The sequence below is a fragment of the Nostoc sp. genome (assembly GCF_036917095.1).
Taxonomy (GTDB): domain Bacteria; phylum Cyanobacteriota; class Cyanobacteriia; order Cyanobacteriales; family Nostocaceae; genus Nostoc.
Genome location: NZ_JBALFH010000038.1, coordinates 41,343 through 62,898, shown reverse-complemented (window position 1 = coordinate 62,898; position 21,556 = coordinate 41,343). Strand labels below are relative to the sequence as shown.

General features: G+C 41.0%; 20 protein-coding genes. 13 read left to right on the top strand and 7 right to left on the bottom strand.

All coding sequences use genetic code 11. The features are described 5' to 3' along the window. Positions 1–89 precede the first annotated feature (89 nt). On the top strand, positions 90–380 hold the full coding sequence (locus V7L01_RS19230) for an SDR family oxidoreductase (protein ID WP_335037393.1): 291 nt from the start codon (positions 90–92) through the stop codon (positions 378–380). Between the two features lie 43 nt (positions 381–423). Here the strand turns inward: V7L01_RS19230 and V7L01_RS19225 are convergent, their stop codons facing one another. After that, entirely contained in the window at positions 424–1,215 is a 792-nt protein-coding gene (locus tag V7L01_RS19225) for an SAM hydrolase/SAM-dependent halogenase family protein (protein WP_335037392.1), read from the bottom strand. A gap of 285 nt (positions 1,216–1,500) precedes the next feature. On the opposite strand from V7L01_RS19225, the gene V7L01_RS19220 reads away from it, so the two are divergent. From V7L01_RS19220 to V7L01_RS19210, 3 genes are all read left to right on the top strand, one after another. Continuing rightward, the gene (locus V7L01_RS19220; protein WP_335037390.1) at positions 1,501–2,406 is read left to right on the top strand and encodes a hypothetical protein; all 906 of its coding nucleotides are present in this window, start codon (positions 1,501–1,503) and stop codon (positions 2,404–2,406) included. A 14-nt stretch (positions 2,407–2,420) separates the two neighbouring features. Then, a complete protein-coding gene (locus V7L01_RS19215) occupies positions 2,421–4,343 on the top strand; it encodes an Hsp70 family protein (RefSeq protein WP_335037389.1) in 1,923 nt (640 codons plus the stop codon). A gap of 288 nt (positions 4,344–4,631) precedes the next feature. Then, positions 4,632–5,456 carry a M90 family metallopeptidase gene (locus V7L01_RS19210; protein WP_335037387.1) on the top strand — a complete coding sequence of 275 codons (825 nt, stop codon included), beginning with the start codon at positions 4,632–4,634 and terminating at the stop codon, positions 5,454–5,456. 18 nt (positions 5,457–5,474) lie between these two features. On the opposite strand, the gene V7L01_RS19205 is transcribed toward V7L01_RS19210, so the two are convergent. Beyond that, the gene (locus V7L01_RS19205; RefSeq protein ID WP_335037385.1) at positions 5,475–6,440 is read right to left on the bottom strand and encodes an SGNH/GDSL hydrolase family protein; all 966 of its coding nucleotides are present in this window, start codon (positions 6,438–6,440) and stop codon (positions 5,475–5,477) included. 551 nt (positions 6,441–6,991) lie between these two features. Between V7L01_RS19205 and V7L01_RS19200 the strand changes: the two genes are divergently transcribed. The 5 genes from V7L01_RS19200 (at position 6,992) to V7L01_RS19180 (ending at position 10,740) form a co-directional block, all read left to right on the top strand. Continuing rightward, the gene (locus V7L01_RS19200; protein ID WP_335037383.1) at positions 6,992–8,341 is read left to right on the top strand and encodes a helix-hairpin-helix domain-containing protein; all 1,350 of its coding nucleotides are present in this window, start codon (positions 6,992–6,994) and stop codon (positions 8,339–8,341) included. Positions 8,342–8,543: 202 nt separating this feature from the next. After that, entirely contained in the window at positions 8,544–9,140 is a 597-nt protein-coding gene (locus V7L01_RS19195) for a hypothetical protein (RefSeq protein WP_335037381.1), read from the top strand. Between the two features lie 241 nt (positions 9,141–9,381). After that, positions 9,382–9,912 (top strand): hypothetical protein, encoded by a 531-nt coding sequence (locus V7L01_RS19190; RefSeq protein ID WP_335037379.1) that lies wholly within the window; start codon positions 9,382–9,384, stop codon positions 9,910–9,912. Between the two features lie 155 nt (positions 9,913–10,067). After that, positions 10,068–10,382 (top strand): hypothetical protein, encoded by a 315-nt coding sequence (locus V7L01_RS19185; protein ID WP_335037487.1) that lies wholly within the window; start codon positions 10,068–10,070, stop codon positions 10,380–10,382. After that, a complete protein-coding gene (locus tag V7L01_RS19180; RefSeq protein ID WP_335037377.1) occupies positions 10,372–10,740 on the top strand; it encodes a pentapeptide repeat-containing protein in 369 nt (122 codons plus the stop codon). Before V7L01_RS19185 ends, V7L01_RS19180 begins: the two co-directional genes overlap by 11 nt. A gap of 111 nt (positions 10,741–10,851) precedes the next feature. Here the strand turns inward: V7L01_RS19180 and V7L01_RS19175 are convergent, their stop codons facing one another. Continuing rightward, a complete protein-coding gene (locus tag V7L01_RS19175; RefSeq protein ID WP_335037375.1) occupies positions 10,852–11,844 on the bottom strand; it encodes a LysR substrate-binding domain-containing protein in 993 nt (330 codons plus the stop codon). A 207-nt stretch (positions 11,845–12,051) separates the two neighbouring features. Here V7L01_RS19175 and V7L01_RS19170 point away from each other — a divergent pair, with 207 nt between their 5' ends. The 4 genes from V7L01_RS19170 to V7L01_RS19155 all read left to right on the top strand — a co-directional run bounded on the left by V7L01_RS19170 (position 12,052) and on the right by V7L01_RS19155 (position 14,453). Beyond that, complete coding sequence (locus tag V7L01_RS19170; RefSeq protein ID WP_335037373.1) at positions 12,052–12,762, top strand: cadmium resistance transporter; 711 nt, start codon at positions 12,052–12,054, stop codon at positions 12,760–12,762. 79 nt (positions 12,763–12,841) lie between these two features. Next, entirely contained in the window at positions 12,842–13,504 is a 663-nt protein-coding gene (locus V7L01_RS19165) for a hypothetical protein (protein ID WP_335037372.1), read from the top strand. Between the two features lie 90 nt (positions 13,505–13,594). Beyond that, positions 13,595–13,741, top strand: coding sequence for a hypothetical protein (locus tag V7L01_RS19160; protein WP_335037370.1), 147 nt, complete (start codon positions 13,595–13,597; stop codon positions 13,739–13,741). A 283-nt stretch (positions 13,742–14,024) separates the two neighbouring features. Continuing rightward, positions 14,025–14,453: a YidH family protein gene (locus V7L01_RS19155; RefSeq protein ID WP_335037368.1), complete on the top strand. Its 429-nt coding sequence runs from the start codon at positions 14,025–14,027 to the stop codon at positions 14,451–14,453. Positions 14,454–14,461: 8 nt separating this feature from the next. On the opposite strand, the gene V7L01_RS19150 is transcribed toward V7L01_RS19155, so the two are convergent. From V7L01_RS19150 to V7L01_RS19135, 4 genes are all read right to left on the bottom strand, one after another. Further along, positions 14,462–15,184: a class I SAM-dependent methyltransferase gene (locus V7L01_RS19150; protein WP_335037366.1), complete on the bottom strand. Its 723-nt coding sequence runs from the start codon at positions 15,182–15,184 to the stop codon at positions 14,462–14,464. Between the two features lie 20 nt (positions 15,185–15,204). Beyond that, positions 15,205–16,014 carry a hypothetical protein gene (locus V7L01_RS19145; protein WP_335037364.1) on the bottom strand — a complete coding sequence of 270 codons (810 nt, stop codon included), beginning with the start codon at positions 16,012–16,014 and terminating at the stop codon, positions 15,205–15,207. A 139-nt stretch (positions 16,015–16,153) separates the two neighbouring features. Beyond that, on the bottom strand, positions 16,154–17,104 hold the full coding sequence (locus V7L01_RS19140) for a hypothetical protein (RefSeq protein ID WP_335037362.1): 951 nt from the start codon (positions 17,102–17,104) through the stop codon (positions 16,154–16,156). Between the two features lie 125 nt (positions 17,105–17,229). After that, positions 17,230–21,357 (bottom strand): HEAT repeat domain-containing protein, encoded by a 4,128-nt coding sequence (locus V7L01_RS19135; RefSeq protein WP_335037360.1) that lies wholly within the window; start codon positions 21,355–21,357, stop codon positions 17,230–17,232. Positions 21,358–21,556: the final 199 nt, after the last annotated feature.

Sequence of the window (21,556 nt, the reverse complement as noted above, 5' to 3'; positions counted from 1 at the left end):
ACTACTTTAATAAGAAAGAATTCAGGTGCTAGGAGCGGAGGCGCATGAATCAATGGATATCTGACAATTTCCACATTAGACCCAAATAGATGTCGTCCTACTGCGGCCATTCCAGCAAAGCTATCTCGACAACCCGTCACAATTCATCACAACCCGCAGCTTGGACTGCTGTGCCAACGTTAACAATTGTGACGAAGCAGGTCAGAGCGATCGCTATTAGATTTTTCTCTTTTCATACCTTCTGGTATAAAACTCAGCACAGAGAGCGCGTGGGAACACTGTATGAAGTAGCAAAAGCTGTCGTGTTCCTGGCTTCGGACGACAGCAGTTATTTTATCGGCATCGAATTGTTCGTTGATGGCGGCGTGGCACAAATCTAATCGTTTTTAGTCAAGATGACTCGATAAAGCCAACTAAGCGATTTTAGGCAATTTGAGTTACTTGCTGATTCACACGGGGACGACCAAAGCGTTCCCAAGCACTCCCTCCTCGCAGAAATAGCTCTAAAAAGCGCAATGGTTCTCCTGAATCGCCTGTTGACCAACCGGAACTACCGGGAGCAAAGGCTAAAGTTCCTTCAGACACCTTGAAGCTGCCATCAGAATACACTGCATCGCTGACCACATCTCCAATCCGGATTACGATCTTGCTTTGAGGCTCCAAATTCAGTGTATGCGCTGCAATAGTTGTTTTAATGTTGCCGTAGCCATCAATCCAGGCAATTCGATCTGGTGGAACATCTGGAATTTGCTCGCTCTTAAGGCTATCTCCCAGAACGCTAAAATCTTCATTCATAATGGCAGCCGCAGCCGGAGGAAACACATCGCGCGAGCGAAACTGCGATCCACCACGAGAAACGTTGACCACTCGCAATTCCTTTGTATAGTCTTTGATAAAGGAGAGTGTGTAGCCTGCATTCACACCCACTACTTTTACACCATTGGATAAAAGAGCATAAGTTAGTCCTTCGCCTTCATTATCCCGACGGGCTTCAGGATCATCCTGACGAGGGGCACAGTTATGATAAATTAGGCGATCGCTAGGCCCAGGGTTAAGTCCTAGTTGGGCAATCCAGAATCCCGTTGCCAATGTACTGAATGCTGGAACCGAAAGCAAATGAATTTGGGCATGGGGAAAAGCTATCAGTAAACGTTGTGTGACTTCTGTAAATGCCGGATCTCCTGTACCGTAGTCTGCAATGACGCAAATAAACATTCTGCTCCTCCTCCATTAGGGTAGTAATTTGAAACCAACCTAATTCATAATTCAAAATTAAATCCCGGATGTAACATAATTATGAATTATGAATTATTCGGTCATGATGTGATTAGGGACTGACAAAAAGCAAATTATCCAAAATTATTTGTAAATTTGTAGGGGCGCAAGGCCTTACGCTTCTAAGATTGGATATTTTTTAACTGCAAGTCCCTTACAGGTTGAAATAAGCAGTTGTCTGCTTATTTCACTCCTATTAATAACGTTAAAGTCTTAGTCAACGCAATGAAAACAATCACTTCACTTTTTAACGAAGAACGCAACCAACTTCAGATAGATATTGATAATACAACCAACATCGAGGAGATAGTTAAGTTGGTTCAGAATCGACTTGATAATCTCGAAAGAATTTACATTGAAAAACTTAATCTGGCTCAAATTCGTTTGGCTTCCTTTTTCCTAGATACCCTGCGGCAGTCCATCGCTACTCTTGCTGCGGCTAACTATTCTCAAATTGCTCCAATAGAGCAAAAGCAATTTACTAACCCAAGTACAAAGTTTTTTTCCAGTAGATTAATCCTAAAACTGCTAAAAGGACTAATTTATATAGGCATCTTAAGTTCGTTGTTCTCTTTAACTAAAACTACCCCAGGTGCATGGATGGCTATTTTACTAACCTCTATACTTCTAGGGGTAGAAGTTGTGCTTCAACTTGAGTTAAAGAGCCAACAAAATTCTATGTCTTCAGAGCTATTGGAATTACCTAAACCTATGCTTCGGGTTGATAGCAAAATATTTTTAGATCATCTTGGCGATGCTCTCAACACTATCGACCTAGCAGTAGCTAGAGTAGAAGAATGGAATAAACATGAAGGCGATCTAGCAATAGAAGAACTGCCAGAGTTATTAAATTTTCTGCAAAGGCTAATGGGCGCATCAAAACTTGATAAACCCCAAATGGCTTATGAACTTGCAAAACTTCTGCCACAGATTTTAATGTCTCAGGGAATTAACGCTCAAATTTACCGACCAAATGACCCGCACAGCGATCGCGAGTTTTTTGACTTTGAGCCAAGTATCGACCCCGATACCAAAGATCACGTAACTCTAACTCCGGCTTTGTTAAAAGGCGATCGCTTGATTCGGCGCGGTAGGGTAATTGAGCCAGCATATTCCTCTGCTAGAGAATAACAGACAATAAGGGTATGGAAATTTTAGAAACAATCGGTTTTGATTTGGGACACGGTGAAACGGCTGTCGCTAAAGCTGTAGTGGAAAGCATCGACCCCCCCCAGATGCTGGAGATTAATAACAAAAAGAACCAAATTACAGCCCTTGGTTGGCATCCTAAACTCGGTTATCTTGTCGGCGAACAAGCATTAATTCAAGCTGGCGTTACCCAACTGACAATCTCTTTCAAGCAAAAACCCAACAACGATCCCAAATATCGGGAAACAATTAGCACTTTTGTAGCAACCTACTACCGCCTTTTGAAAGAAAGCAAACAACTTGAAGGTGGGGAAAGTAGCTATTTTTACATAGGTTGCCCTTCAGGATGGTCAATTAGCGATCGCACCGAATACCAAAAGTTACTTCAAGAAGCTGGTATTCCCCAAATAAATGTTGTACCCGAATCGCGGGCTGCTTTCATGCAAGCCAAGGAAGCCGGGAAACTGGAGTATGACAAACTTGTTGCATCGGTGCTAATTGTCGATATTGGTTCTTCAACCACAGATTTTACTCTGGTTAAGAGCTTAGAAGAAATCCCGATAGATTTCGGGAGTAATACTTTAGGTGCATCTCTAATTGACAAGGCTATTTTTGCCCGAACTCTCGCCAACCACGAACAAAAAGCATTACTCGAAAAAGTATTTAAGGAATATCCGCATCACCAAGCTCGTTGTGAACTTGCCTGTCGCAAAGCTAAAGAAGATTACTTTTCTAACGAACAGCTATACAGCGATCCTGAATCCTTTGCGCGTGGCTTCGAGTCGATTAACGAACAGATTTATTTTATTCCCCAAGTCAATAAATTGATGATGGAGGAAATTTTAAACCAGCCCTTACCGGAACTGGAAAATCATAGTTGGGTGCGATCGTTTAGCGATTCTTTAACTGAGGCGAAAGAAAAGCTAGAAAAACTTGGAATCGTGCCGAAACTTTTGCTGATGACTGGCGGTGCATCTCGGATGAAGTTTACCCACTTGCTTTGTCAAGAAATGTTTCCCGAACCAGAAACGCTGCTTCGCCCCGATCCAGAACCGGAACGGTGCATTGCACTGGGATTAGCACGAGTAGGACGATGGGATCTGCGTGCTGCTGCTTTTAAGCAAGAAGTCAACAAACTATTTACCTCGAATACGCTTAAAGGTTTGATTGAAAGGCATATCCCGGAGTTAATCGAATCGTTAACTAAGCCTTTAACAGATGGCTTGATTGTCAACGCAGTTAAACCTGGTTTAAAAGATTGGCAAAAAAACAAAATACGGACTTTAGCCGATTTGGAAACATCTTTAATTAGTCGGGCAGAACAGTGGCTCAAAAGCGAACGCGCTGTGCAGATAATTAATCATCAATGCGCTTCTTGGTTTAGCAATAAAATCCAACCAGATTTAGCCGCACAAACCGATCCAATCTGTCGAAAGTTTCAGATACCTAGAAGCAGTTTGAGGTTCCAGGATAGTATTGATCCAAATTTTGTTAACCCAGAGTTACGAATTGGAGATGCTATTCTGGCTGAGACAGTGGGCTTTATTGTCAATGTAGTAATTGGTGGAGGCACTGTAGCTAGCATCATCACTCTCATACTCACTGGACATTTAACCTGGCCCATTGCATTAGTATATGGGGCTTCGGTAATGGCGGCAGGAATGGAGCTAAATCGCAAGAGTGTTCAAGAAGTAATCAAGGCAAATGTGGATGTACCTAGTTGGGTTCGTTCTAGTTTTTTGAGCGACAAAAAAATCGAGGATATGTGTGAGCAAATAAAGCCGGAGTTAGAGAAAGTTCTTCAAGAACAATTGACAGCAGATCGAGAGGCTTTTGATAAACTGATTGACAAAGTTGAGCAAGGGCTTAAAAAAACTCTTTCTAACAAGGTTGAATCTTGCATAATTTTGATTCAATAGCGGTGATATATAGCAGTAAATATAGTTTTTACAAATTGTTATTGCATCACCTAAGTATTTTAAAATAGTGGCGATAGCCAGAATTATGCAAATGCTATCATTACCGTTTGCTAATCATGCAAGCTACATCATAGCCCCCTCCTCGCTTACGGGGAGGGGGTTGGGGGTGGGGTTCTGTACCTACTCAATCCAGAAGCGTTAGCCTACGGCATAACACACTCTACACCATCATCTAATTATTTGTGCCTACTTACCACTAACTTAAATATGTAAACTGCTCAGAAGTCAATGATTCAAACAATAGTTGTCTTTATCATCATTGGGCTAATTCTCACCGGAATTTTAATCAATCCTGTTTTAGTAAAAAGGCGAAGAAACCGTCTCAAACACCGTCCTTTTCCTCCGTTGTGGAATGCCATTATTGAAAATAATCTTCCCATTTATCTGTGCCTTTCTCCCGATCAAATCAGACGACTTCAGGGACATATTCAAGTGTTCTTAGCAGAAAAGCAATTTATTGGCTGTAGAGGATTACAGGTGACAGAGGAAATGAAACTAACTCTTGCTGCGATCGCCTGTTTACTTCTACTAAATGAACGTGGGCAATACTTCCCCAGACTTCGTTCAATTCTGGTGTATCCCAACGCTTATTTTGTTAAGGAAACCACTGCCATTGGAAATTATGTTGTTGAAGAAAGGCGTGTGGCAAGACTGGGCGAATCGTGGACAAATGACCAATTAGTACTGTCTTGGGAACAAGTGAAACAAGACACTGATAACTGGAGGGATGGACATAACGTTGTGCTTCATGAATTCGCCCATCAGTTGGATCAAGAGGATGGTAAAGCTGAAGGAGTTCCCATACTGCAACGCAACTCAGACTATGCTATTTGGGCGAAGGTGATGACAGAAGCATATCAGCAACTTTGCAATGATGTTTTACAAGGCGTAAATACGGTAATGGATAGCTATGGTGCAACGAATCCCGCAGAATTTTTTGCCGTAGCGACTGAGACATTCTTTGAGAAACCGCACCAATTGCTGTCTAAGCATCCAGCACTTTACGAGCAATTGCAACGTTACTATCAATTAGATCCTGTGCAATGGGCTTAAACTAAAGCGGATTGCAAGTTAGTGAGGAAGTGACGCCTCCGCCAGTATTTCCAAGAGCGATCGCTCCATAACTTCACTGACAAATTTATTACCTTGCAAGTTGAGATGAATATGGTCGTGATACAAACCTTGCGGGTTGGTACTTGAATTGAATATCGGTAAAAAGTCTATATACTTAATTTGCTGTGCTTTGGTAAAATCGTTCAACCGCTGGCGTGCTTTAATTTCATAATCACGGGGGCCTGGTTCACCAATTTCTCGCAGTAAGGGAGTCATGACTAGTAGAAATTTGCTGTTGGTTTGGCGAGTCAGGGCTTGAATTTTGCCGATCGCCTCTAGATTAATCCCAACGCGATCGCCTGCTTCATTTTGCACTGCTTCCATTTCGGGAATTGGCTTTTGCTTGAAGATATAACGTTGCCACACTTCCACTAATGCTAGAGGAGGTTTACTATCGGGATAGTTGCGATCGCGCCCTACGGGTAAAGAAGTGGGAGGAGTAGCAAACAAATCATCGGTATTAATTAATAACACTACCGCTTGCGCGTTAAAATTGCTAAACTTCTGTAAATAAGCTAACTCGTTCCTTGGCCCCCAAGAGTTAGCTGAAGCATTCAATACTTCTACTTGCTGATAATTACTATTAGTAGATGATGCTAGAGAACGCATCATAATCGTGGATATTGTATTAGTCTGATCCGTCCACCAGCCACCATTAGCAATAGAATCACCTAATAGTAAAACTCGCAGCCCTGATGGTGCAGGCGTCTTTTTAATCGGACTAGATCGCATAGAATACTCATTAATTTCAATGCGATTACCAAAACGCCGGGTACGCTGGTTAGGAGCCAATAAATAACCAATCTGCTCATCGCCAATATAAATCAGGGGATTACCAAAACCAAAGAGCGATCGCAGTCCGATCTCGACTACCACAAACAATCCCACAACCACCGCCAAAATTACAATCAGCGCCACTTTCACCTACTCACACCCTTTTATACCGAGTTGCTTTTCAACGATAGTAACTGACGCATTAGGCATTGGAAAGAGGCAGAGGACGGGGGTGCAGAAGCAATACGCTTGGGTTAAGAAATTTATCTGTTGAGGCTGGTAGGGGGAGCAGGGGGAGCAGGGGGAGCAGGGGATGCAGGGGGAGCAGGGGGAGCAGGAGGGGAGAAAAAAGCTTATCCCAAGCGTATTGGGTGCAGAAGAGAAAACTTTTCTCCCCTGCTAAGAGCTACCCTACTTCTTTGCTATGCCACATGCATCTGACTAAGCGGATTAATATCTATTGAAATGTGTTTAATAAGTTTTAAAACAGCAATTATGTGGGTATTAACCGTGTATTTAATACTTTACGAAAGTTTTGATATATTTTTAGTTACTCTTTATATTTTGGTCACTCTTGTGTAAGAGTACAGCAGTGTTTTCTAGTGATATAATTATGTATTATTAGTATTACTATATCTACAATTGTCATGATTTTCTCAAATAATTAATTTAGCAAAACTTTTTTATGGGGATAAGATAGGATGATAAAAATAGCCACACGTAAATATTTAGGCAAACAAAATGTCTATGACATTGGGGTTGAGCGCGACCATAATTTTGCGATCAAAAATGGCTTAATAGCTTCCAATTGTTTCAATAAATCCCATTCAACAGCCTATGGTTATGTAACTTATCAAACAGCATATTTAAAAGCTAATTACCCATTGGAATATATGGCGGCACTGTTAACGGCTAACAGTGGCGATACCGATAAGGTACAGAGATATATTACTAACTGTACAAATATGGGTATTTCCATAGATCCGCCAGATATTAATCGTTCTGGTGTTGATTTTACGCCAACGGCAGGAAAGATTCTGTTTGGATTTTCGGCAGTGCGTAACGTGGGACAGAATGCGATCGCCTGTATTTTGGAGGCGAGAAATGAGACAGGATTTAAATCCCTGGCTGATTTTTGCGATCGCGTGGATTTACGTGCTGTTAACCGCCGGACTCTAGAGTCGCTGATTTACTGTGGAGGCTTTGACAAAATTGAACCCAACCGTCAACAGTTAATCAACGACTTAGAACTAGTGTATGATTGGGCACAATCTCGCGCTAAAGACAGAGCTAGCGGTCAAGGGAATCTGTTTGATTTATTAGGCGACGGATTTTCTTCGACACAGAATAAAAGAGCAAATAATGCCTTTGAAACTGCTCCCAAATCTAAACCTGTGATGGATTTACCCCCACAAAAAAAGTTGCAGATGGAGAAAGAGTTATTAGGCTTTTATGTATCAGATCATCCACTAAAATCCTTACGGCAAATAGCACCACTTTTGACTCCAATCAACCTTTCGCAACTGGGAGAGCAAAGAGAAGAAACAAGGCTTTGTGCAGTTGTCATGTTGAATAACGTGAAAAAAGTGGTTACTAAAAAAGGCGATCAGATGGCGATTTTGCAAATAGAAGACCTAACTACACAATCAGAAGCTGTCGTTTTTCCTAAAACCTACGAACGCATTAGTTCCCTACTCCAAGTTGATACTAGATTGATTATTTGGGGAAAAGTAGATCGACGCGACGAGCAAACTCAATTTATTCTTGAAGATGCAGAACCAGTGGAAACAGTACAAATGGTAATGGTGGAGTTAAATCCCCAGCAAGCAGGTAACATCGAAGAACTACATCGCTTGAAAACAATTTTGCAAGAACAGTCAGGAGACAAAGAAAAGGCAAAAATGCCAGTAATCGGAATTATCCAAACTGAAAATTCTCGGAAACTTGTTCGCTTGGGTTGGCAATTTTGCGTACAAGATTCTAGAATAACTGTTCAAGCTTTGCAAAACGCCAGTTTTTCTGCTCATATCAAATCGTTGACTGGTAGTTAAGGCCAAAAGTGAAAAATTCACGAATACTGAAAAGCAGCTAAGAAATCAGTTTTACTGAAGTGTCATCAGTAAATCGCCCTAAGTATGCAGGATTTTAATCGTTTTTTTAGTTACTTACGCGGATGAAACTATCCCTTAGGCAGTGGTATATTTTTATGCCAAGGCCCTTGAGGATGCGACCGGGGGAAGGAGTTAGAACTTGATGATCGTAAGCGAGCTACATAGATTTGTTTCATACTGTAAAAAAATTCAACCCCAAACTCAGGAGGACATTCAAAAATTTTTTGAAGGAGTTATCTTGTTTCCTTATGATAAGGAACTTTTATTGCAAGCTTATTTATTTCTGAATATTAAAGAATTGTTTCCCTCGTGTGCTGAACTGCTGTTATTTGAAAAATCTCCAATTTCAGATTATACAGATTTAGGGAAGTGTGATTTTGTCTACCTGACCTTTAAAGGTAGTCTGTTTTTAATTGAAACTAAGTTTATTGATACAGAAGCAACAGGAGCTACAGAAAGGAAAAGAAGAAATAAACATAGGAACAAGGTATTTGAGCAAGTTATAACTTTAAAAGGACGATTTAGCGAATATTGGAATATGAGGCTAGATCAATTAGAATGCGGGGTTTTCACAACAGATTCAGAAGTCGCTTGGCGAGGAAATGGTGTGAATGTCGTATCTAAATCAATATCTATAGAGCAGCTCGAAAAATGGCGAAGAAGTTATCACACTAGTGAAAAATTTTTAGCTCATCAAGAAGGGTTAAAGTTTGAGGGAAAGGTTAATTTGAAAAGTTGAGCTTTGACTAATGGTAAATCAGTAGCGGGAATACTAATGCCGTTGTGTTTAACCGGAATTACTGCCCATCGCCGATGGAGAAACGGTACAATAGTTTGCCTTACATCCGATGGGCTATCGGTTAAATCTGCCAGATTCCTAAAAGCAATTTCGTCTTTATCTAACCATAGGTAACCTTGACCCGGAAAACATGTCAGATTACTTGAATAAGTACCAAAAGTCTGACAGGAAAACCATACTAATGAGAATTTGGGCTACTACTGCTGTGCTAGCTTTTTCTTGGCTAATATCTGGGATTATAGGTTCTGAGCCAATCAACGCTACTTCTGTTTTGCGAGTAAATGCGATATCGTCTCCTGCGCCAAAGAATACAAAACAGATTACTGTTAGTAACACCGAGTTCGGGCTGAAGAGAGTTGACTCCAAAGGTAACGTTACCATTTTCCGGACAACAAGAGTGCCACTTCAGCAAGGAAACGTCTACGGATGGCGGATTAAACTCAAAGACTACCAAGGTGAAGTGAAATGGCGCGAAGTCTTGCATTTACCAAAACCTCCAGAAACTTGGGGTACAGATAACGGTGAAGACTTCTCAATATCAGCAGATGGCACTACATCTATTACACGGCGCACACAGACGGCTACAGAGGGTGTGATTGAGAACTTCTGGACGATCGCTCCTGGCGATCCGCTTGGTAAGCATAGAATAGAGGTCTATATTGATGACCGTTTGATCGGTAATTTCGAGTTTGAACTTATTCCAGTCAAGTAGATGTAAAAGAAGAGGCTTGCTCTAATTCCCTCCTTAAAAAGGAGGGTTCTTTAACGCACCCGACAATTTAAGGTTTACTTGATAAATGGTCTCTATACTATGGCGGTTAAGAGTATCTTAGGGATAGAAGTTTGTATTCTTGTTGGGTGGCGATCGTGAATATAGAGGAATTCTTGCGATTGATCGAAAAGCAGGGCCCATGTCCTCAGACACTGCCAAAAGGGCTGCAAGCAATGTGGTATGACAAGAAAGGCGAGTGGAGCAAAGCTCATGAAATAGTTCAAAATGCCAGCGATGCTGATAGTGCCTGGATTCATGCTTACCTGCACCGCAAAGAAGGCGATTTGAACAATGCCCATTACTGGTATCAACGTAGTGGTCAGCCACAGTTTTTAGGAGAATTAAGCCAGGAATGGGAACAAATAACTTCTGTATTGTTAAAAAAGGTAAACGCGACGCATGAATGCTGAAGAATTAAAAAGGCGTTTTGCCGCAGGAGAAAGATATTTTCCAGCCGTCAACTTGAGTCGGGGCAGGCTGATTGGAGCCTATTTCCCTGGAATCAATTTATGGGGTTCTGACTTGAGTGGAGCGAACCTAGCTAAAGCTAAACTCTGGGGAGCAGATTTGAGTAGAGCTAACTTAGCGAAAGCGAACTTGACCAGAGCTAATTTGAGCGGTGTCAAACTCAATGAAGCAAATCTCCGGGGAGCTAAACTTAACTATGCCAAGTTGTATGGAGCGAATCTGACTGGGGCTTACTACGATGACAGCACGCGGTTTTCTAGAGGTTTTGACCCCATCAGTCAAAATATGCAAAAGGTTTGAAGGAGATTGGGGATTGGGGATTGGGAAAAAGTTTTTTAAAATTTAGTGGTGGGTAAGAGCAAGCACCATAATTTTTTGATTTTGCACCCAATCCCCAATCCCCAGCCTCCTTTACATAACTGATTTTGATACATGTCGATCTGAGCCATCTACCATAGACGATATCAACATTTGTTCAAAGACTTTGGAAAGAGCAGTTTGAAAACGTTGACGATGCTTGAGTTTGAAAAAAGGTCGAACTATTTCTGCGTAGGTGTAGCCCGCCGTAGGCATCGCACCGTTACCCTCTCTATTATCAATCACTCGAATTGCCCGCAGAGTTCCCAACTGTATTTCTTTTTTTACCATCAACTCAGAAATTCCAATAGCACCGACACCTTCTTCGATCGCTGCTTTTGTCATCTCTCCACTATTGAATACTAAAATTACATCCAGTTCGCTGAGGTTGATTCCCCAATTTTGTAGGGCTTCCTCAAACCTTTGCTGGGTTCCAGAACCTGGTTCGCGCATCACCCAAGGGGTTTTAGTCAATTGGCTTAAGTCAATTTCTCCCCACTCAAACCAAGGGTGTTTTTGGCCTACTACTATTTGTAAGCGATCGCTTCCCACTATTTCGTACTCTAGAGTACTCTGGAGTGCTGGTTTCACATCTCCTTCCACTAAACCCAAATCAAACTGTCCTGTCGCCGTTCCGACGCAAATCTCTTCTGTATTGGCAAGGCTACAGTTAATCTGGATACCGGGATATCGGCTCTTAAACTCACTAATCTTACTTGGTAGCCAGTAGTTACCAATTGTCAGACTCGACCCTAATTTCAATTCACCCCGTTGCAGATTGTTTAATTCTCGCAATCCCCTTTCGGTTAAGGAAACTTGATCGAGAATTTTCTGCGCTTCCACTTGCAATAATTTACCCGCCTCAGCAATCTCGATATGGCGACCAATCCGATGGAATAGTTTCACCCCGTATTCTTGCTCTAAGTTGTGGATTGCTGCACTGACGGCAGGCTGTGTAATATAAAGATCCTCTGCTGCGCGAGTAAAGTGTAAGTGCTGCGCCACAGCTAGAAAGATTTTTAGCTGCTCAAGCGTCATTCCTGCCATTTATGGTATCCCTACAACTTGGTGTCAAAGTTTTAATCACTTTCATTTATCATTCTGACAAACAAAAGCATTTGATTCTATCGGTTAGTTTGACTAAAGTATAAATCAAGGCTTTCTACCTAGTCATTAGTCATTGGTCATTTGTCCTTTGTAAATGACCTATGCCCAATGCCCAATGCCCAAGCATGAAAATAAGGACTTCCACAAATGAGCGGTTTAGTAACTGCAATTACCACAGGGATTACGGCATTCAGTGCCACCAACATCGATGATATTGTCATTCTGACGTTGCTTTTTTCACAAATAAATAAAACATTCCGCAGTCGTCACATCCTTGCTGGTCAGTATCTCGGTTTTGCTGCATTGATCGTTGCTAGCCTTCCCGGTTTCTTCGGTGGACTAATCATACCGCAGGACTGGATTAGACTACTTGGTTTAATGCCAATAATCATTGGTGTGAGTAGCTTACTAAAACGCGAAGAAGATTCACCAGAGGAAGCCGAAGAAGAAACCGAGCCGTCTTGTCCCTCTATAATTACCAGTTTTATCTCTCCGCAAACATGCAATGTAGCTGCGATCGCCTTTGCCAATGGTAGTGATAATATCAGCGTCTACGTGCCCCTGTTTGCCAACTCGGAATTAGATAGTCTGCTAGTGATACTAAGTGTATTTTTTACGATGGTTGGCGTATGGTGTTATACCGCTTATAAGTTAACCTATTTGCCTGCGATCGCCAACTTTTTAACTGAGAATGGCAACACTTTTGTGCCTTGTATCTTGATTGGTTTAGGTGTGTTTATTGTTACAGAAAATGTTACTTGGACTCTTTTATCTGTAGTTTCTAGTTATATATTTTCATTGATTTTAGGTTTCAATACTCAGTCTTCGAGTGAAGATCGAGAAAAATTAAGTGTCTAAAAACAGGTGCATCATGAATTTTCTGAGCAAAATTAGTTCCAAACTGGAAGATATCTTACCCATTAACAGGAGTCAAAACATGAAAATCTGGAAATCTCTGCTAATTCTCTTAATGATTGTCGTTAATCTTGCCTTTGCTCAACCTTCTTTTGCTGATAGACCAAAATTTAGCAAAAACCCTGACTACATCGAAGTCACTAAAGCTCTTAACGAACTCTCTCAGACAAAAGATGCCCAATCTCAAGTTGAAGGTCTTACACCAGAAGAAATTCAAAAGCGAACCGAAGAATTAACACTGCAAAAATATGCTTTAGAAACGGGAATCAACTGGGGTCAATGCGAAAACCAAACGGGTAATACCATAGCAGTATATGGCAAAAGACCAAATGATGAAGAGGATGAAGATGCCGTATACGAAAATGGTTTGTATTTTCTAGCTAATGGTCAGTCCACTAGAAACAACTGGGATTGTGATGGCATCTATCTAGGGAATGATGTCAAGGTAGCAAATTTCACTTCTAGTCCTAATGGGCAAGGTCAAGAATTGACAGGCCCAGCTGCTCTGAAGATACTTGATGGAACTAAGTTAGTGATTAAGACCAATCCAGATAATGCTGCGATTGAATTGAATGTTCCGACTGTAAAAGTTGTTGACAGCAAAGAGGCTAACTGGTTTATCCCAGATATATCGCAGGCTCTCATAGAGACACGGGTTCCTAATGCGCCTACCAAGAAATCTTGAAATAGGACTGCTTAATCTATTTCAAAACTGATTGTTCTAAATTTAAACAGGGTAACAGCCAAAATCAGAGGATAAACAGGACAAGCACTGATGGAAAACCTCTCCGATCTTGGCTGTTTTCTTAATTACACCTTATTACTTACACTTGCTCTGTACTATCAATTACGCAATTACGAATTACGGGCGTTGCTGAATCAAGGGATGATTCTTGTAGGGTGGGCGACACGAGCGCCCTGAAATACAAGGGACGGGCAAGATGCCCATCCCACAAAACTAGCAAAATCATCCCGCAAATATGCAACGCCGAATTACGAATTACGAATTACGAATTATTCGCTCAGGCTTGTTTTATTTAGATATCTGCATTAAAATAAATTTTGAATTTGAAAAAATGTACAATCATAAAAAGTATATTTCAATAGCGCAAATATTGCGCTGGATGCAAGTCATCTGGAAAGAGATTTACTATTACCTCCGCATTTTTTTGAGAAAAGCCTCTTTGGGGATAAGGGTATTATTGATGCAGTTAAAATTGAAAACTACAGAAGAAGATAAAGATAAAAAAAAAGCAGGACGACTGAATCCGTCCCGAATCCGAGATCATTTGGCAAATGAGCGTACCTATCTCGCTTGGATGCGGACAGGAATCGCTCTTTTAGGTTTTGGTGTCGTTATTGTGCGTTTGCGTGCCTTCCATGTACCTTTAGTACCCCGTCCTGGCACCGGCTGGAAGTTAGGTTTAGTCTTCTCACTGGTGGGTTTGATTACCGTGTGGCTATCAACGGCACACTATTTTGCAGTCCGTCGTGATATCGAAGAAGATACTTATGAACCGACAGACCGTTGGGTGTTGCTGTTCAGTCTCGCCGTGATGATTCTCGGCGCTGGAGTAATCTATTTTGTTTTTACAACTTCTTTAGATCCATTAAGTCCAGTTATGCCTGAGTAATAGTATTTTTAAAACCGCACTTTGTATAACTCGAATAATTCCCCTGATTTGTGCGTTACGACTTTAGCACCAGCCGCCTTAATCGTTTTTTCCCACTCAGCTACAGGCTCTAAAAACACCTCAGCCCCCAAATAGGTTTCCAGAACTGCCCAATCTTCAGCTAGAGGCAGTTCTGGATTGAGGATGTCAAACACAAAATGTCCACCTGGTTTTAACACCCGCTTGACTTCTGCTAGTACAGCTTTCCAGTATTCGAGTGGAAAATAGCAGCTAAATCCTGTGGCGATCGCAAGATCAAACTGCTCTGGTGAATAGTTTAACTGATGGGCTGCTCCCAACTCAACACCTTTAAATAGCTTAGAATTCAACTGCGGCCCGCGAGAATTAAGGGTATCGCGTGCGACATTACTGATTTCTTGCCCATGAAAAAATGCTTGCCAATCCCGCCAAGGATAGATTAAAAAGCTGATACCACAGCCTATATCTAAACAGTGCTGGTTCTTTTTAGGTTCAGCAATTTCCCAGAAAGGGGAAGCAATTCTTCCTGAAAAACTACCTCCAATCCACTCGCGGTATATCGGCATCGCCTGTACTTCTGCTGGAAGTTCAAAGGTTTCACGTTGATACTCTCGGTTAAAGCGATAGGCTATTTGGCCTAATCTTTCGTCCCAGTTGGTTGGTTTGGGTGAACTAAAGAGATTTTGGAACTGCGAATCGGACTTTTTAGACATTTAGGTTATTGCTACTCTTTCTAAGGATTGTAGTTAAATTCGCTCGTTGAACGCACCCCTAGCCAATCTCCTGCTGGGGTTTGTCCGACTTCGTAGGTGTAGCCAACATCCCAAAAGCTGATATTGTAGTCAGTGCGGTTATGCAAGCACTGGTTCATAAACTGGTTGAGTTTACGGCTACTGTAGCGACCATCAGTATATTCAACTGTTCGTTTCTCCAAAAAAACCATAGTTGCTGCTTGCAGTGCAAGTTCAATGGCAGTCGTTTTGGTTTTGGCTAATGCACCGACAATTTGATGTTGATAAGTGTAGTTGTATCCACCGTGGTAGTAGCCGTAGTTTGTAATAGGGGTGAGATTATTAAGCAGAATTTTAACTTCAGTTATCATTTGAGTTGCTTGGCTTGGTGATTCTTCGTAGACAATTTGCGTTGTAGGTTGATTGCGATCGCGGTAATTATCGCTTACTTGATCGGGAACACTGGGAGCAAGACAAAACCAGTGGCGATCGCTAGTTTCACCAACCACAATCGACACAGAAAAATATGGATGTTCCCACTCAAAGTATTGATGTGCTGCTTTGGTAACTGATAAATTATATGCTTGGATATTTTGTAAATTATTTTTAACTAACTGCTGGAGTTGTTGATAGTAACCTTGGCGTTCATTAGCGATACTTTCGTTCCAAGTGTTCTCCTTGCGTTCTGAACGCGGCGGGGCGTACTCACAAAATTCTTGTTGATTAGTAGGAGTTCCCCATTCTTCAATATTTTGCCAATGTTTAAAAGCAATTTCTATGTCAGTGAGATTAACAAAGCCTTCGGAAATCATCAGATTCCAGAGGTTAAATTCACCTTGAATTGTAGTTTGCCAAACAAACGAATTTGAGCCAATAAGAACTTGTAGAGTTCCAAAAATGCGTTCTGTTTCAGAGTGTATAATTTATCTTCTTGAGATGTTGTATGTAAGATTATGGATTGTAATCAAAATCACTTTCTATATAAATTCCAGTTACATCTCCAGCATTGGTTTGACCAATGACATATATACATTCACGATTCCAAAAACTACATCCGATCGTTCTTAAATCGGTAAGATTTTGTGTTAAAAACTTATTTATTTTTTGATACCTTGGATATAATTCTGCAATTTCATCTTTTTCAAATGTCCAGGAAAAACCTTCTAGGTTAAACTCATGAAATCTAGCAATGTCCAGCATTCCTGCTTGATATAGAGCTAATAATAATGCTTTTTCTTTAGTGTGCGCTATACTTTGAACTAAACAATGATTAAAACTATAATCGTAGCCACCACCATAGTATCCATAAATACTAATAGGCTGTAATTGATTTAAGATTTTTTTAAAATTATCTCTTAATTTTAAAACATTGTCATCAAAAGATTGTTCAATTGTTAAATCTGGTAAAATAGAGTATTTAATTTCATCTTCAATTTTGCTTTCTCTAGCAACAGATTGAGAAAAACAGAACCAATTATTTTCTGGAGTTTTACCTAAGATAACGAAAAAAGAATAGTCAGGACTTTTACTGAATTTTAAAATTTCTATATTGGAAAGATTATTTTGTATAATTTCAGCAAATATCTGATATATTTTTGCTCTTTCATGAGCTAACTGATGACTCATAATATCTTCATCTTCGTAGTCATCTGGATCGTCATCTAAATTTAGATAGCCGCGAAGTTCTAATGATTGCCAACTTTTTAAAGCAATATCAATATCTGTTGCATTTATCCATCCTTCATCACGACCAAGACTGAGTAGATTAAAGTCGCCTTTTTGAGTTACATCCCAAACGAAAGGAACTAAATAGCTATAATGATTATTTGGTAGGCGAAACTCAAGATGTGGTTCGGTTAAAACCTCAAGAGTGCCTAAGATATTCACTGTTTCAAAATTCATAAATTTAGCTCTAATTAGTTTTACGGTTGATACTTGAGCAAACTATTTTAAGTGTCATCATGTCTCCAACTTTGGCAAGTGTGAAATCGTTGTATGCCATCTGCAACATCCTCAATTATTCCCAACTAAACTCTAGCGGCTGCGCGGACAATCCGGTTGCTATCTTGGGCAAGTTGCTGGCGTAAAACGCTTGGAGTTCCAGAATTATCAGCAACGGCGTAGCGTTCCAGCCAGGATGCAGACTGCGCTGCTTGAGTCAGCACTTCACGGGGAGTTAGCGGGTGGAGGAGTGTCACAAACCGCACAAAGGCATTTTCTGAACTCGCGTATTCTGCAAGTATGCCTACTAAATCATCAGTGCTGGGGTTGTAGAGGCGCTTGAGTCCGCGCAACGTGGGACTAGTTTGGCGGGTGGTGGGTTGTACAATAAAATCGCGGAGGGTTTCGCGGATGAGTGCAGGGGTGTTGGGATTTTGAGCAACTGCGCGGCGGACTTCGACTTTTTCATCGTTTGTCAATTGTGTCAGTATTGTTTCAGGAAGATGGGAATTAGAGGCGGTAGCTATACGCACAAATGCGTCCTCATCTCCTGCCAATTGTTCTAAAACACTAACAGGTGAGTTGCTATTAGCAGCAACCTTTACACGAACATCTTTATTTGAATCCCTTGTTAACATTTCGAGAATATTCATAGGAGTATTCGAGTTAGCAGCAATTACCTGACGCACGCTAACTTCTATATGGTTGGCAAGCTGTATCCAAAGCTCAGGAGTGATGTTGGGATGATTAACGATCGCGCTGCAAACATTGGGATTGGGATTTTGAGCAAGTTGTGTCAAAAATTCGGTAGCAAGGCTTTGATTACGCGCTAAAGTACTTAAAACTGACTCATTTGATACAGCCATTAGCCGTTCTACAATTGCTTGCGGAAGATTTGCTTGAGTAGCTATTCTCTGATAAACCTGTTGCAGGTTACTCTGCATTAGCAGTTCTAACAGATTGAGAGGAAGTTCACGGCGATTGCTAATTGCGTAACAGATTTGTTGGTAGTCTTGGTTATTGGGATCTGTAAATCTCAATAGCAGTCGTTCGAGGAGTTGGGTTGGAGTATCAGCACGTCGAGCGATCGCCCAGAGAACGGGGCTATACTCATCAGTTATTAGTTCTTCCAAAACCGTGACAGGTGTATTGGGGTTTTCAGCAACATTACAGCGAGTAGTTGCATCACCAGCTTTGGCTAGTTGTTCTAAAGCGCTGGCGGGAGTATTTCGATGTTTAGCCACTTTATTTACATATTTGTCTATTTCGCGGGGTATTTGCCGAGCAATTCGAGCTAACAAACTAGGAGGAGTATTAGGATTGTCTGCAAAAGCAACGTAGAATAGCTCTCTATATCGGTTAGCAATAACTTGATTAAGACCTTCTAGGGCATGACGTGGTGCATCTGGAGGAGGTGATATATCAAATGTCTCTAATACAGCAGGAAGTGTGTTTGGATTTTTAGCTACACTAATTCTGACATCTGCATTTGTATCTTGTGCAAGTTGTTCTAAAACAAAAGAAGGGGTGTTTGGATTTTTAGCTACACTAATTCTGACATCTGCACTTGCATCCCTAGCAAGTTGCTCAAGGAGAGTAAGAGAAGACTGGAGATTTTCTGCAACTGCTACTCGTACATCTTTATTTTCATCTCTAGCAAGCCGTTCGAGAAGTACTACAGGAACTTCTTCTTTACGAGAGCGATTTGTACTACGATTACGTAATATATAAGCTAAATTCAAACGTATTTTATCGCTTGTATCTTGTGTAAGTTCAATTAAGGTACTTAAGGGTAGATTGGAATTGCCCATTACAGCTTTACGCACAGTTTCATCTGCATCTTTTGCTAGTTGTTCCAGCACAGGAATTGGAGTTTTGTTGCTGTGAGCGACTATTATGCGGGCTTTTTGGTCGCCTTTTACTAGAACCTGCGCTAGAGCATAAGGACTATCAGTGCGACGCGCCATTAATTGATGAGCGTTGGCAATTTCTTGAGCTTCTTCTTTACCTAATAATAATCGATAACGTTCTAAAATAGGTAAGTTGGGATTAGCAATAACTATGTCAAACATAGTTTCATTACTATAAACTGTTTTCTCAACTTCTTCATGCAGAAACCGCATTAATAAATCAGTAGGAGTATTTGGATTTTCTGCCAGCCTTCTCCACAAATACTCTTTGCGTTCATCTGCAATTCGTCTAAGAAGATATTCAGGCGTAGCCGGATTTTTGGCTAATTTATCACGCAAATCGTTGCTTGTCGCAATCAGTTGTTGTAAATATTCATTACGCTCTGCTTCAGGTACACTTGGGTTAAAAGCTAGTGCCATCCGAAGTTCGGTATCCCCTAAATAGCGGCCAAATTCGTCAGGACTTTTTTTACATTGTTGCCACAATTGCTCTCGTAAAGTTGCTGGCGTAGATGGATTACCTAATAATGCTGCAATAACTTCTAAATTGCTGCGATCGCTGTTGTAAGAGCTATTCAATAAATGCAATAGCCCATCTAACAGATGATAATTTTCTGCTGCTTTAGCATCACTAGGAACTGATTTTTTTCCTGGGCGATCGCGTCTTTCTGCTGTAAATTTACCTTCCCATTTGATTGATGATTTTTGGCTAGCTAAGTATGCGAGTGTTTGTTGTTCTGATTCATTAAGAGCGTCGATTAAATCATCCCATTCTTTTAAGATAGAATTGCGAAATTCTTCACCCTGTTGCAGCCAAAAAATAATTAATTCTGGTGACTGATGATTATCGATAAATATTTTGATCCGGTTAAGCAGCGATGGTGTCGCATCAGGGGCAATTTGGTGCAACATCTCCATCATCGTATTGAGCGAAGATGATGCACCCGCCAGCTTGTCCAAAATTGCGACAGGAGTTTGTGGATTGCTTGCAAGTTCAGTCCGAATATTTTCCTTTGAGCCTACTGCTAATTGTTGTAATAGCATATCTCGCAAGGCTTCAGGTGTTTGGGAATTTTGAGCAACGGCTAGCTGTATATATGGATTAGGATATTGTGTCAAATGTTGTAAAATTTCTACTGAAGCTTGGGGATGTTTGGCAATATTAGCTAAAAATCTTGTCTCATCTTGAACCCATGTTTCTAAAGTTTTGATAATCGGTGAAGAATTACTTTTAGTAAGTATCTCTGCTCTCAACGCTTCTAAATCAACATTCGCTAACTCAGCTAAAATCCTAGTTGGTGTATTTGGCTGTTCTATAAATAAATACAGATGTTCAGAATTTTTCCAAACTGGTTTATCTGCCGCCTCTTCATTAAAAAATCTTTCTAAAATACTAGTTGGTAAATTTTCCCTTCTTTTCAAAAGCTGCTGTTGAGTTGGAAATAATTGATGCAATATTTCTTCCGTTGCATTTCTATGTTCTGCTACAGTTGCTTGTATGGCTTTATCTTGATTTTCTGCCAACACAGCCAACACATCTGCGGGTGTTTCTGGATTATTCGCTACCGCTAACTGAATTTTGTACACCGCATCCCCAGCCAATTGCATCAGTGTCTCTGCTGTCGCTGAGGGATTTTGTGCCACAGCCAACCGCACCCACGCCCAACGACTCTGCCCCAACATCGCTAATTGTTCGCTATCGGTGTTCCAGTCAGATGCAACGGCATACTGTCCTTCCACCAGTTCAATTAATGGTGGTGGACAACTGGGATTAAACTTCACCGCCAACCGCACTGGTAATTCTAAATCACCCGCTAACTGTTCCAACACTGCTGACGGCGTTTCTGGCGACTCTGCTACCTGTAACCTTGGTTCTAAAGTTGGTTCTTGTGATAGTCGTTGTAATAATTGCAACCGATAACGCAACGGCATTTGGGGATTTCGCAATCCTTGAATTAGTCGCTCGGCTGGAACCCATTCGCTGAGGAAGAAAGGAGGTACAGTCCCAATTTTGAGTAGTTCTACCGCCAATCGGTCGTTTTGCCCTAGCTGACGCTGTTGCAGGATTTCATCAACTGCTTGCTGCCACCCGTCTGTTATTTCTCCTGCCAAATTTACGTGCAAACTTGCTGCTTCTGCTACCTGTGCATCAGGACTATTAACTAGAATCTCTAAAAAACTTCGTGGTGTCTGGTGGAAACTAGCAACGGCTAATTGCAACGCTACTGACTGTTGCAATAACTCCTCTGGTGCTGACAAAAATGGTTGCAAATCCGATCCGCTAACTGGCTGAAGAGGCTGCATGGCTGTACAACTAAATTTAATAGTACATTTATACTATAAAAGGTATACGTCAAAACTATTATGATTTTGTATCCCTATTTTTATAATTCCCAATGCGATCGCATTACTCGCACTACAAGCCACAGATCCCCGACAACTTTTATGAAGTCGGGGATCTTGTTTCTCACCAATGACTCAGGATTGCTAGTAGTCTACCAGA